Below are 12894 nucleotides of genomic sequence, written 5' to 3' on the forward strand. Positions count from 1 at the left end.
ATGATAACGCCATAATGACGTTTCTAATATTCACAAAGAGAACGACCTGCGATTCGTGGCCGTTCTCTTCTCTTGTTTCAACTTGCAGTTATTCCGCCTTCAGCTCCAGCAAAGCATCGCGAAGTTCGGCGGCGCGTTCGAACTGGAGGTTTTTGGCCGCTTCCTTCATCTCTGCCTCCAGGCGCTGAATAACCGATTGGCGTTCCTTCTTCGACATTTTGCCTGCAGCGTCCGACAAGTATTCCGCCTTCGATTCGGCGACCTTCGTCGCTTCGATGACGTCGCGGACCTTTTTGCGGATCGTCTGCGGCGTAATGCCGTGTTTCTCGTTGTATTCGATCTGCATTGCGCGGCGGCGGGCCGTTTCCTTGATCGCCTTATCCATCGACTCGGTCATCTGATCGCCGTACATGATGACGAACCCTTCCGAGTTCCGCGCCGCGCGGCCGATCGTCTGGATCAGCGAGCGTTCGGAACGCAGGAAACCTTCCTTGTCCGCATCCAATATCGCGACAAGCGATACCTCCGGCAGGTCCAAGCCTTCACGCAGCAGGTTGATGCCGATCAATACATGGAACACGCCCAGCCGGAGATCCCGCAATATCGCCATCCGCTCCAGCGTCTTGATATCGGAATGCAGGTACCGGACCTTGATGCCGATCTCCTTCAAATAATCCGTCAAATCCTCCGCCATCTTCTTCGTAAGCGTCGTCACCAGCACGCGTTCGTCGCGATCGATCCGTTCCCGGATCTCCCCGATCAGGTCGTCGATCTGCCCTTCGGTCGGGCGAACCTCGATGATCGGATCCAGCAGTCCCGTCGGACGGATGATCTGCTCGACCATCGTATCGCAATGCTCCATCTCGTACGGTCCCGGCGTCGCCGACACGTAAATGATCTGGTTCACCTTTTCCTCGAATTCCTCGAATTGCAACGGACGGTTATCGAGGGCCGAAGGAAGGCGGAATCCATGATCCACCAGCACCGTCTTCCGGGCCCGGTCCCCGTTGTACATCGCCCGGATTTGCGGCAGCGTGACATGGGATTCGTCGACCACGATCAAAAAGTCGTCCGGAAAATAATCGAGCAGCGTATACGGCGTTGCGCCGCGCTCGCGGAAGGTCAAAGGACCGGAGTAATTCTCGATCCCGGAACAGAAGCCGATCTCCTTCATCATCTCGATGTCGTAACGCGTACGCTGCTCGAGCCGCTGAGCCTCCAGCAGTTTGCCTTCAGAACGGAAATATTCCAGCCGCTCCTCCAGCTCGCGTTCGATGTTTTGTAAGGCGACCCGCATCGTCTCTTCCTTCGTAACGAAGTGGGAGGCCGGGAAGATGGCCACATGCTCGCGTTCGCCGACCAGTTCTCCGGTCAGGACGTCGATCTCCGTGATCCGTTCGATCTCGTCCCCGAAGAACTCGACCCGGATGGCCCTCTCGCCGTTCGAAGCCGGGAAAATTTCGAGGACGTCGCCGCGGACGCGGAACGTGCCGCGAACGAAGTTGATGTCATTGCGTTGGTACTGGATGTCGACAAGGCGGGACAAGATCTGGTTGCGCGGCTTTTCCATGCCGACGCGCAGCGACAGCAGGAGGCTGGAATATTCGGAAGGCGAACCGAGGCCGTATATGCACGACACGCTGGCCACGATGATCACGTCCCGGCGCTCGAACAGCGAGCTCGTCGCGGAGTGCCGCAGCTTGTCGATTTCCTCGTTGATGCTCGAATCTTTTTCGATATAGGTATCGGATGATGGGATATAAGCTTCCGGTTGGTAGTAATCATAGTAGCTGACAAAATAGTCCACCGAATTGTTCGGAAAAAATTCCTTGAATTCGCTCGCCAGTTGGGCCGCCAGCGTCTTGTTGTGGGCGATCACCAGCGTCGGGCGATTGACCTTGGCGATCGTCTGCGCGATGGTAAACGTCTTTCCCGTTCCCGTTGCCCCAAGCAAAGTCTGGTGTTTTTTCCCTTGCTTAAGTCCTTCCACCAGTTCCCCGATCGCCTTGGGCTGGTCGCCCTGCGGCTTGTAGTCCGAGATCAGCTCGAACGGTTTGGTACTGACGACAATATCACTCATTGCCCAACATCACCCTTATCATCTAAAATAGATATTCTAAACTATATGTCGAGATTTCCCGATAATATGAATAGGAAAATCTTTGTTGAAATAGGAATGCTTGTTCCCGTCTATTATACTCTGATCACCTGCTCTATGCAAACCCTAACTCAAGGATAGGAGTGGTAACGACAACATGGAAATTACGACGATCATCGGCATTCTGGCCGGCCTTGCCGCGCTGGTGGGAGGCTTTTTATGGGAAGGGGGCCAAATAAACGGACTTATGCAGGGAGCGGCGGCGCTCATCGTGTTCGGAGGCACCATCGCCGCCGTCGTCATCAGCTTCCCGCTCGCACGGCTTAAAACGATCCCCCAAGCGCTCCGTTTCGCCTTTACCCGGCAGACGGACAATCCCGAACAGCTCATCGACGATTTGGTCAACATGGCCGCGTCGGCCCGGCGCAACGGCGTATTGTCCCTCGAGCAGCTCGTGCAGGATCATCCCAACTCGTTTTTGCGCGAAGGCATTCAGATGGTCGTGGACGGAACGGAAGAAACGCTGCTGAGGCAAATCATGGAATTTGAGATCGATGCGGCCGAACACAAACATGAAGGATATGCCAAAATGTTCGAATCCGCCGGCGGGTACGCCCCGACGATGGGGATCATCGGCACCGTCATGGGACTCATCCACGTGCTCGGCAGCCTGACGGAGCCGACCGAACTCGGCCCTTCCATCGCGGTCGCCTTTACGGCCACGTTATACGGCGTTGCCGTCGCCAATATTATCTTTTTACCCATTGCATCGAAGATTAAGTCGCGCAGCGCCGATGAAATTCAAACGATGGAGCTGCTGGTCGAAGGCATTCTGGCCGTCCAGAACGGCGAACACCCGAACCTCGTGCGCAAAAAACTTTTATCCTTCACGCCGGAGGAACGCCATTTAGCGTCCGCGCCCGCGATGAAGGAGGGATTCCATGAGACAGCGGAGTAACCGGCGCAAACGCGACAAAGGCGGGGAAAGCGGCCAGGACCGGTGGCTGATCACTTATGCGGACCTGATCACGCTGCTGCTCATCTTTTTCGTTCTGATGTTTGCCATGAGCCGGCTGGATACCGAAAAGTATAAAGAAATCACGCAATCGCTCCAGAACACGTTCCGCAGCGGCGATTCGCTTCTGAGCCAAGGCTCGGGCATCACGGGCACCGCGGATAAGTATACGCACAGAAATCCGGACGTTACGTCGAAATCCGATCAGCAAAAAAAAGGAGCGGACCAGCTCTCGGACCGCGAGCTAGCCTTCCGCAAACAGGAGCAGGAGCTGCAAAACCTGATGAAGGTCATCTCCAAATACGTGAAGGACAACAAGCTCGAAGACCAAATTTTCGTCGCCGACCAGCCGCAGGGAATCTCCATCACGCTGAGCGACAAGTTGTTGTTCGACGTCGGCAAGGCCGACCTCAAACCGGGGGCGATGCCCGTCATGGACAAGCTGGCCAGCTTGTTTAAGGAGCTGAACACCGTCATCAGCATCGAAGGCCATACGGATAACCTGCCGATCGTGTACGCTTCGAGATATAAAGACAACTGGGAGCTTTCCGGTGCCCGGGCGCTCTCCGTCCTGCGTTATTTCCTGGACGAAAAGCATCTGGATGCCCGGGAGTTCCAATATGCGGGCTACGGCGATACCCGGCCGGCGGCGGACAACCGAACCGAGGCGGGGCGGCAGAAAAACCGGCGCGTGGAAATCATCGTGCTGCGACAGTTAAAAGAGTAGCCGAAACATGAAAGGCGGGGAACCGATCGTTCCCCGCCTTTTGCGTTGTTTCGCGCCTCACTGCATCCGGGCTGATTCGCCTTCGCTTGGCTTGCCGAGCTGCAGTTCGTTTGTTTTGGTTTTGGCCTGCACCTTCATGGCGACCAACTGAAAGATGCTGACCGGCTTCATCACGAGGACGACGCCCGCATCCGGATCCGGCGCCAAAATGACGCCGAGCTGATGGTGTTCGCCGGCATAGATGGCGCGCTGCAAAAACTTGCTTTCCCCCTGCAAATTCCGGACCTCAAGCTTGCAGAAGGCCGGATTTTTCCGCAAGGCGGCATGCATTTGTTCCTTGGTTCGGATGCTGATCCCGTTGATTTTGACGATGGATTCCCCCGCCTTGATCCCAATCTCCTGGGCCGGGCTGCCCGGAATGACGGCAAGCACCTTCAATCCCTCCTGCGGGTGTACGAACATCGGACTGTTCTGCTGCTCTTCCAATCGGCTGTACCACAGCAGCCCTTCATGAACGAGGAAGCTGACGAGGGCGGCGGCGATCATCAGCGGCTTCCACCACGCCGCCAGCAAGCTGAGTCCCAGCAGCACGATGCCGTAGACCAGCAGCCGTCTAAAGGTTTTGTCCGCTTTGGCCTGCGGCAGCATGCTTTGGGTCATTTCGCTGAAACCGATGATGACCGGCAGCGCCGCCATGCTGAACCCTGCGCTCCAGCCGTCTCCCCCAAGCAGCGGCGTCCACGGCAGCAGCTCCCCTCCCGTCTGCGCCGGGATCAGGAGGAACAGCGGGATCGGCCAAAACGCCTGGATTTGATACGCTCCGACCAGCTTGCCGCGTTTGCTTTCCATAAATACCGGGTTTGCGAAGCCTGCTCCCTGCAGCTTGACGAGCAAGGCCTCGGCCAGGTGCAAAACGGCGACGAGCGCGAGCAGCGCCGGGATGTCCAGCTCCCTTACGGTATCGACGGCCGTTCCCGCCATCCCCGCGGGATGAAACCCGGGGAAAAAGCCAAGCACGAACTGAATGACGCCGAGCACGCCGATCGAATAGGCAAAACATAAAAATCTGACGCGGAAAAGCAGCAGGATGATCGCGACGATCCAAATGCAAACGACGGCCCCGGCCGTCAGCGAGATCCCGAGAAAAAGAATAACGACGGACACGGAAAGGCCTGCCAGCAATCCGCCGATAAAAGTACGCCACGTCTGAAGACCCCAGCTATGCAGCCTCACATGAAAAAGCTTGCGCTCCAGCAGGACCTGCCTGCGGTACATCAGCATGATAAACAGGATCGAAATATAATAAAACGGCTGCATCAGCAGCTGTACGATCGCATCCGTAAAGTTCCACAGCAATTCCAAGGCGACTTCCAAACGACGCCACTCCCCTTTCTGGATGTTTTTCGAATCCGCTTTATTTTCAGCGGACGCTACAAGCAAGAAAAAAAGAAGGCTCAAGAGCCTTCTTTAATGTTTCGACGCGGTTGCCGTGATTTCCTTCTGGACCTCGGCAATCGCCGCTTTGAGCTGATGATCGAATTTCGGATCGCGAATGCGTTTGATCAGCTCGTTTTCCAGAGCTTCGGCCGTTTTGGCGTCAATGACGCCGGTTACGCCCAGCTTCTGCGCTTTCTGGAACGATTTGACCGCGGAGGCGGTTTTTTCGTCGAAAAATCCGTCCTTGCGGCCCGGCTTGTAGCCGAGTCCGTCCAGCATGACCTGCGCGCTTTTGACGTCGGCATTGTTCATGTTGGATTTCAGCGCGGTTTCTTTGTTGATCGGCGCCACCGAGAAATAATCCGGCTGCGCGACCGCGATGTCAGTCTTGAGGCCTTTTTGGTGAATCCAGCTTCCGTTCGGCGTCAGCCATTTGGCAATCGTGATTTTCAGCAGGCTGCCGTCGTCAAATTGTTTGCTGAAGCTGGTTTGCACGGTGCCTTTGCCGAAGGAGTTTTCGCCCATCAGTTTCGCTCCGGCCGACTGCTGCAGCGCCCCTGCCAAAATTTCGGATGCGCTGGCGCTTCCTTTGTTCATCAGCAGCGTGACCGGATAAGGCTTGCCGCTTCCCTTGGAAAGGTTCTGCTCCCGTTTCTTGTTTTTGTCTTCGACTTGAACGATGACTTTGCCTTTCGGCACGAACTGCTCGGCAATGTCGATGACGACGGAGAGAACGCCGCCCGGATTGTTGCGGACATCGATGACCAGCCCCTTCATGCCTTCCTTCTCCAGCGTGGAAAGCTCCTGTTTGAAACGTTCGCCGGTATTCAGCGAGAATTGGGTGATCTCGATGACCCCGATTTTGCCGGGCTCCATATGGGCTTTGACCGTCTCGACGTCAACGTCGTCGCGGATGATGGTATATTCGATCGGCGCGGCCGAGCCGCTGCGTTTGATCGTCAATTTCGCCTCGCTGCCTTTCGGGCCGCGGATTTTGGCGACGGCATCGTTCAGTTCCAGGCCATGAAGCGATTCGCCGTTGACGCTTAAAATGATGTCTTTCGCACGGATGCCCGCCTTCTCGGCAGGCGAACCTTTAATCGGCGACACCACGACGACGTTCCCGTTCTCGGACGAAACCTCGGCACCGATGCCGCTGAACGATCCTTCGATCGACTCCTCGAACTCCTCGGCCGTCTTTTTGCCCATGTAAGAGGAATACGGGTCGTCAAGGGATTGGGTCATCCCGTTAATGGCGCCGTCGAGCAGTTTGGTGCGGTCCACGTCCTGATAATAATTCGACTGGATGAGGTCCAGGGCCGTGCCCAATTTTTTCGCTTCATCCGGCTTCAAGCCGCCGGCTGCGCTAGCGAACACGCTTTTCCCCAGAGCCGATTGATTGGCTATGCTGGAACCTGTCAATGCAAGCGTCAGCGCGCTTCCGCAAAGCATCGCCAGAAGGACCAGAAATACGACCGTACGTTTTTTCATGTGTGATCACCGCCTTTTATTTTCCGGCCAAGCCTTGTAGGGACCAGTTCTAACCATGGTAGTATATGTCCGGCTTGTACGGAATATTTATGATCTTACAAATAAGGCATCGGATTCACAGGGTTGCCGTTCTCGCGGACCTCGAAATGCAAATGCGGGCCCGTTACCCGTCCCGTCGATCCGGATTCGGCAATCACCTGGCCGCGGCTGACGTGCTCGCCAACCCTCACCTTGATTCCGCCGCTGCGGATGTGGCCGTACAACGTCCACATCCCGCCTCCATGATCGATAATAACACAGTAGCCGTATCCGCTCCACCATTCGGCAAGCGTGACGGTTCCTTCATCCGCCGCGTGGATCGGCGTTCCTTCCGGAACGGCCAAATCGACGCCCGTATGCATTTTGCCGACTTCCCCCGTCACCGGATGGACTCTTCGTCCATACCCGGAAGACACGCGCGCGCCGCTGACCGGCATGTACAACGGTCCGCCGTTGCCGGAGAATCCTCCGGAGCTTGCGACCGACGAGCTGGCCTTTTTCTTGGCCGCCGCGGCGGCTCTTTTCGCTGCCGCGGCCTTCGCTGCAGCCGCGCGTCTGGCGGCCTCTTCGGCTTTCAGCTTGTTTTTCTCCTGCTGCAGCGCCGATCGTTTGCTGACCAGGGTTACGAGCAATGCGTTTTGCTCTTCGCTGAGATCGTCCGAATCCTCGATCTGCTGATCGTATTTGGCGATGAGGATTTGCTTTTGTCTTTCGTTTTCGTCCAGGATGGCTTTTTGGTTTTCCATCTCGGCGTACAGATCCTTCGCCTTGGCATACTGCCCTTCAAGCTCTTTTTTCTTTTCGAGCACGAGCGCTTTATCCTTCTTATGCTGCTCGAGCAGGTCCTTGTCCTGGTCCACGAAGTTTTTGAGCGTGTCCGCCCGTTCCAGGAAATCGGAAAAGCTCGTCGAAGACAGGAGCACTTCCAGGTAAGACACGCTGCCGTCCGTGTACATCAGCCTGACGCGGGATTCCAGCATTTTCTCCCGGGACGCGATCCGGTCCTCCGCCGCGTCGAGCGCGGTGGCCGTCTCGCGGAGCTTGTCCTGGGTTTCGTCGATCTGGACCGAAATCTGGGTCATCTTATTGCTGACCTGCTCGATTTGGTTCAACACGTACTGCAAATTTTGCGTCGTTTTATTTTTATAATGCTGCGCTTCCTGCTTCTGCGATTCGGCCTTTTCCTTTTGCTTTTTGGCCGCCTGCGCCTGCTGCTGCAGCACTCTCATCTCATGTTCGATTTGATCGACGGTTCTCTTTTTGGCGTAGCCCTCGGAGGGCTGGACAACGGCCGCCGCCAGCAAGACAACGGCAAGTACAGAGGCTATCTTTTTCAACTTGCGCTCCCCATCCTTTTCAAATAATCTTCCGTATGGAGTCGCCCTAGCTGCGGGCGCGTTCCTCGCGCGATTAACCTATACCTTCAAAAATTTGCGAATAGAGAGGGTCGTTCCCCACATGCCGATCAGGACGCCGAGCACGATCAGGAGGCCGCCCCACTGCCACAAATCGCTCACGGGCAGCAGCGACATTTGCAGCGTGAAATCGGAGCCCACGGTTGCCGCCAAACGGCTGTACCCGGTAAACAGGATCGCGACCGTGATGATCGAACCGATCAGGCCGATCAGCGTTCCTTCCACGAAAAACGGCCAGCGGATAAACGTGTTCGTCGCGCCCACCAGCTTCATGATCCCGATTTCCCGGCGCCGCGCAAGAATCGTGACCCGGATCGTGTTGGAAATGAGGAACATCGACATCACCGCAAGCCCGGCCACGAAAATGAATCCGATGTTGCGCACCATGCGCGTGACTTTGAACAGCGTTTCAATCGTGCCTTTGCCGTATTTCACCTTCATGATCGGCTGCTGGTCGGCATGGCTCGTGTTTAACGCTTCGATTTTTTTGGAAACAAAAGGAACGGTCGTCGGTTCGTATACTTCGATCTTGAACGCGTCCGGAAGCGGATTGTTGTCCTTGTCGAACCCTTCGAGCAGATCCTTGCCTTCATCGCCCATGCTCTTGCGGAAATCCTCGAGCCCTTGCTCCTTGGAGATGAAGTCGATTTTGCTGACTTCCGGCATGGCGGCAATTTCCTTCTGCACGGTTTCGCGCAGCTTCTGGTCCACGTTCAAATTCAGGTATGCCCGAATCTGCACCTGCTTGTCCGCTTTGTCCGCGATGGCGTTTACATTGAGTACAAGCAGAATAAATACGCCCAAAATGAATAGAGATACGATAATGGATACAATCGATGCGACGGACATCCAGCCGTTGCGGAATATGTTTTTCGCCCCTTCCCGCAAATGCCGCAAGAAGGTGTTAAAAGTCATATCCGTACTCTCCTCTCAGCTGGTCGCGCACGATGTTTCCGTGTTCGATCGCGATGACGCGCTTGCGCATCGTGTTCACGATATCCTTGTTGTGGGTGGCCATGACGATGGTCGTTCCGCGGAAGTTGATTTCGTCCAGAAGCTGCATGATGCCCCAGGACGTTTCGGGGTCGAGGTTACCGGTAGGCTCGTCCGCAATGATTACCGAGGGATTGTTGACGATCGCGCGGGCGATGGCGATGCGCTGCTGCTCTCCGCCGGAAAGCTGGGCGGGCTGGCGGTTCGCTTTGGCCTTCAGACCGACCAGATCCAGCACTTCCATGACCCGTTTTTTCATCTGGCGTTTCGGGGTTTCGATGACTTCCATGGCAAACGCAACGTTTTCATACGCAGTAAGCTTCGGCAAAAGGCGGAAATCCTGAAAAATAACGCCGATGTTGCGTCTGACGTAAGGAATTTTCCGCTGCTTCAGCTTCCCTATATTAAACCCGTTTACGGAGATTTGCCCTTTCGTAGGCACCTCTTCGCGGTATATAAGTTTCATAAAGGTCGATTTTCCTGCGCCGGACGGGCCGACGACATATACGAATTCATTGCGGTCAATCTTGACGGACACCCCTTGAAGCGCATGGGTTCCGTTCGGGTACGTCTTCCACACATCCTGCATTTCGATCACTTCATTATCACTTCCTACATTACATAATTAGCCATTATAATTTCGACATGTTCCAGCTAATTCCTTTAAAAATCTTTCGGAATCACCATGATGTTTTTTATTGTAACAAATTTGTTACCTTTTGAGTACCCGAAATTTTTCCAATTTATTTACATATATATGAAAGACTGCATCAACCGCGTTTAATATGAAGCGAAAAAAGGTGGGAGCCATGAAAAAAGTTCATTTGACGTTGATCATCGTCGCCGCCATGGTGCTGATCGGTTCCGTCGCTGCCGGGGGCATACATCTTTATATCGGCCAAAACACGCTTCCGGATTACATTACCGTCGGCGGCTGGGACGTCGGCGGAAAGAAAAAGGACGAGGTCCTCCGGGAGCTGGACGCCAGGCTGAAACAGCTGGAGGAAAAGCCTCTGACGGTGACGCTTGCCGCGAGCAACGGCCAGGAAGTCAACATGACGCTAAAAACGGCGGGCGTCACGTTCGACGCGGCCGAATTCAAAAAAGCGGTTGCCGCCCTCGACGAAGGCAGCTGGCTGGACCGGCTCAAAGCTCGCCAACGGTTCAAACGGGAATGGACGCTGTCCCCGAGATGGAATCGGGCGCTGATCAAGGAGCGGTTCGGGCCCGCATGGGAGGAAAAACAATTCGGCAGCCCCGTCAACGCCTCGCGCCGCATCGCCAAAAACGACAAGGTGGTCTATACCCCGGAAGTATCGGTGTCCCGGATCGATTGGGACAACTTCACCCGAACGATGACCGCGCTCATTCCCAAAAGCTTCCCCGAGCCCGAAGACGCGGACGTGCCGCTGAAGATAAAGCTTCCTTTATATAACCTGAAACCGAAGGTAACGGTGAACAGCCTGAAGGAAGAAGGCATCGAACGAAAAATCGTCGAGTCCAGCACCGGCCTCGGCTCCAGCGCCTCCGGCAGGGTATACAACGTCAGCTCCGCCGCTAAGGCTATCGACGGCATGGTGTTAAAGCCGGGGGAAATATTCGATTACGGGCAGGTCATCGCAAAGGCCGAGAAAACGTACGGCTTCCGCGAAGCCCCGGTCATTCTGAACGGGAAGCTCGTCCCGGGAATCGGCGGCGGCATCTGCCAGGTGTCCAGTACCGTGTACAATGCGGCGTTGCGGACCGGGCTGGAAATCGTGGAAAGACGCAACCACTCCTTGCCGGTCAGCTATTTGCCCAAGGGGCTCGACGCCACGTTTGCCGAGGGCTCCATCAACTTCCGGTTCAAAAACACGACAGGCAAATCGCTGCTGATCCGCGCTTACGTGGAAGGCAACAATTTGACCGTCAAATTTTTCGGCACGTTTCCGAAAAACACCGAATACGAGCTGGAGACCCGAACCGTCCAGACGCTTCCCGTGAAGGAAAAATTCGTGCAGAACAAAGACATTCCGGCAGGCGCGCAAGAGGTGCTGCAGGAGGGCAAGCCCGGCTACGTCGTGGAAACCTATCAGATCAAGAAGGTGAACGGCGAGACCGTCGAGAAAAAACGCATTTCCCGGGATACGTACCGACCGCAAAGCAGGCTGATCGCCGTAAATAACGGAAGCGCCGAGGCCGGCAGCGATTCCCAAGGCTCCAAAGAGCAGATCGTCGAAGACGGAATCAGCGGCCCGAATTTCTAGCAAACGGGGAGCCTGCAATACAAAAGGCGGCCCTTCGCCAAAAGCGAAGAGGCCGCCTTCTCATCTTATATGGACGAACAGGCGGATGCTGCTAAAGCTCTCCGTCCATCCGATTGCTCTCTAACTCACGGGTTTTGAAGATATTTCGTGATCGCCGATCTGTTCGCGGTATTTCCGAATGGCCAGGTCCAGCCCTTTCGAATATTGGTTCAGCGTTTCGGTTGCAGCTGAAATTTGCTCCATGATGGAGTGGTGCTCTTCGACGGCTTGCGTTACGTTGTTCATTTCCGACATCGTTTTCACGGCGATTTGCTCCGTTTTTTCCATGGTCACGACCAGCTGCTCCGCGCCTGCCGCGATCTCTTCGACGGCCGAGGACACTTCCTGAATTTGACCGGCGACCTCGCCGACCGAAAGCTTGATGAATTCGAACGAGTCTCCGGCTTGGTTCACGACTTTTAGCCCGTTTCCTACTTGTTCTGCCACCAGCTTGGTAGAATCGACCGCCTGCGCCGTTTCCTTCAGGATCGCCGATACGACCTTCGTCACTTGCTTGGCGGAATTGGAGGACTGCTCTGCCAGGTTTCGGATCTCACTGGCAATGACGGAGAACCCTCTGCCCTCATCCCCGAAACGCGCTGCCTCAATGGCCGCATTCAGCGAAAGCAGGTGCGTCTGTTCGGCGATTTCCCGGATCATGGCGACAAACGATACGACTTCGCGCGAGCTCTCGTCCAGCCGGTTCATCATCTCGACCAGGGAACGAACCGTCGTATCGGCTTCGTCCATCTGCTTCATGGCTGCCAAAATTGCTTCCTGTCCTTCCGCGGATTTTTCGGACGATTCGCCTGCCGCCGCAGCCACTTCGTCGGCGCTGCCGGCGATGTGCCGGATCGCGTTGACCACGTCTCCCACCGTATTGGAACTGATCCGGATCATGTCGGTCTGCTGGCTTGCATCTTGGGATACGCCCAGCGTCGCTTCCTTGATCATGTCCGATACGTAAAAGCCCATTTCGGCGCTGGCTTTGACTTCTTCGATGGTACCCGCCATCTGCGAGATTTGGGTATTGAACTCTTCCGATAATTCCTTGTACTGAAGCCCGATCTTATGTATATGATCTTCCGATGCGCCTACAGGCTCGCCGGAGATTCGGCCGCCGGTTACGGCCTGGCCCCGAACGTTCCCGGCCCCTGCCGTACGCAGCAGCCATACCGCGATCCAATAACCGACCGGTACCGTCAAAACAAGGCTCGCGATCAATCCCGCCCAACCGGGCAAACCGCATAAGAGACAAATCAGATTGATGATGACAACAGCTCCCGCAAAATATCCTGCGCCCGCCAGCCCTATTTTTCTATATTGCTTTTGCATGTCGGGATTTTCGACTTTCATGGTGCATTTCACCCACCTATCCGGTTGCACCCGATGTC

General features: G+C 55.5%; 10 protein-coding genes. 3 read left to right on the forward strand and 7 right to left on the reverse strand.

What is annotated here, in order from left to right:
• Positions 1 to 88: 88 nt before the first annotated feature.
• Positions 89 to 2080, reverse strand: coding sequence for an excinuclease ABC subunit UvrB (uvrB, locus tag AC27KL_RS21445; RefSeq protein ID WP_339322519.1), 1992 nt, complete (start codon positions 2078 to 2080; stop codon positions 89 to 91).
• Positions 2081 to 2255: 175 nt separating this feature from the next.
• Between uvrB and AC27KL_RS21450 the strand changes: the two genes are divergently transcribed.
• Entirely contained in the window at positions 2256 to 3056 is an 801-nt protein-coding gene (locus tag AC27KL_RS21450) for a flagellar motor protein (RefSeq protein WP_339322520.1), read from the forward strand.
• Positions 3040 to 3840: a flagellar motor protein MotB gene (locus tag AC27KL_RS21455; RefSeq protein WP_036710514.1), complete on the forward strand. Its 801-nt coding sequence runs from the start codon at positions 3040 to 3042 to the stop codon at positions 3838 to 3840. The genes AC27KL_RS21450 and AC27KL_RS21455 overlap by 17 nt, the downstream gene beginning before the upstream one ends.
• A gap of 57 nt (positions 3841 to 3897) precedes the next feature.
• On the opposite strand, the gene AC27KL_RS21460 is transcribed toward AC27KL_RS21455, so the two are convergent.
• From AC27KL_RS21460 to ftsE, 5 genes are all read right to left on the reverse strand, one after another.
• Entirely contained in the window at positions 3898 to 5214 is a 1317-nt protein-coding gene (locus AC27KL_RS21460) for a PDZ domain-containing protein (RefSeq protein ID WP_036710512.1), read from the reverse strand.
• 93 nt (positions 5215 to 5307) lie between these two features.
• Positions 5308 to 6768: a S41 family peptidase gene (locus AC27KL_RS21465; protein WP_487171006.1), complete on the reverse strand. Its 1461-nt coding sequence runs from the start codon at positions 6766 to 6768 to the stop codon at positions 5308 to 5310.
• 95 nt (positions 6769 to 6863) lie between these two features.
• Entirely contained in the window at positions 6864 to 8144 is a 1281-nt protein-coding gene (locus AC27KL_RS21470) for a murein hydrolase activator EnvC family protein (protein WP_036710507.1), read from the reverse strand.
• A gap of 78 nt (positions 8145 to 8222) precedes the next feature.
• Positions 8223 to 9137 carry a permease-like cell division protein FtsX gene (gene ftsX, locus AC27KL_RS21475; RefSeq protein WP_036710504.1) on the reverse strand — a complete coding sequence of 305 codons (915 nt, stop codon included), beginning with the start codon at positions 9135 to 9137 and terminating at the stop codon, positions 8223 to 8225.
• A complete protein-coding gene (gene ftsE / locus AC27KL_RS21480; RefSeq protein ID WP_036710501.1) occupies positions 9127 to 9813 on the reverse strand; it encodes a cell division ATP-binding protein FtsE in 687 nt (228 codons plus the stop codon). The genes ftsX and ftsE overlap by 11 nt, the downstream gene beginning before the upstream one ends.
• Before the next feature lie 211 nt (positions 9814 to 10024).
• On the opposite strand from ftsE, the gene AC27KL_RS21485 reads away from it, so the two are divergent.
• Positions 10025 to 11461 (forward strand): VanW family protein, encoded by a 1437-nt coding sequence (locus AC27KL_RS21485; RefSeq protein WP_487171007.1) that lies wholly within the window; start codon positions 10025 to 10027, stop codon positions 11459 to 11461.
• Positions 11462 to 11581: 120 nt separating this feature from the next.
• Here the strand turns inward: AC27KL_RS21485 and AC27KL_RS21490 are convergent, their stop codons facing one another.
• Positions 11582 to 12856 carry a methyl-accepting chemotaxis protein gene (locus AC27KL_RS21490; RefSeq protein ID WP_487171008.1) on the reverse strand — a complete coding sequence of 425 codons (1275 nt, stop codon included), beginning with the start codon at positions 12854 to 12856 and terminating at the stop codon, positions 11582 to 11584.
• Positions 12857 to 12894: the final 38 nt, after the last annotated feature.

The sequence above is a fragment of the Paenibacillus sp. YAE3 genome, from assembly GCF_057546105.1.

What these genes read in the sequence shown, in the direction of transcription:
- AC27KL_RS21465 (WP_487171006.1), bottom strand. Translation starts at nt 6,768, where the DNA reads ATGAAAAAACGTACGGTCGTATTTCTGGTCCTTCTGGCGATGCTTTGC.
- ftsX (WP_036710504.1), bottom strand. Translation starts at nt 9,137, where the DNA reads ATGACTTTTAACACCTTCTTGCGGCATTTGCGGGAAGGGGCGAAAAAC.
- AC27KL_RS21490 (WP_487171008.1), bottom strand. Translation starts at nt 12,856, where the DNA reads ATGAAAGTCGAAAATCCCGACATGCAAAAGCAATATAGAAAAATAGGG.
- uvrB (WP_339322519.1), bottom strand. Translation starts at nt 2,080, where the DNA reads ATGAGTGATATTGTCGTCAGTACCAAACCGTTCGAGCTGATCTCGGAC.
- AC27KL_RS21455 (WP_036710514.1), top strand. Translation starts at nt 3,040, where the DNA reads ATGAGACAGCGGAGTAACCGGCGCAAACGCGACAAAGGCGGGGAAAGC.
- AC27KL_RS21485 (WP_487171007.1), top strand. Translation starts at nt 10,025, where the DNA reads ATGAAAAAAGTTCATTTGACGTTGATCATCGTCGCCGCCATGGTGCTG.
- AC27KL_RS21450 (WP_339322520.1), top strand. Translation starts at nt 2,256, where the DNA reads ATGGAAATTACGACGATCATCGGCATTCTGGCCGGCCTTGCCGCGCTG.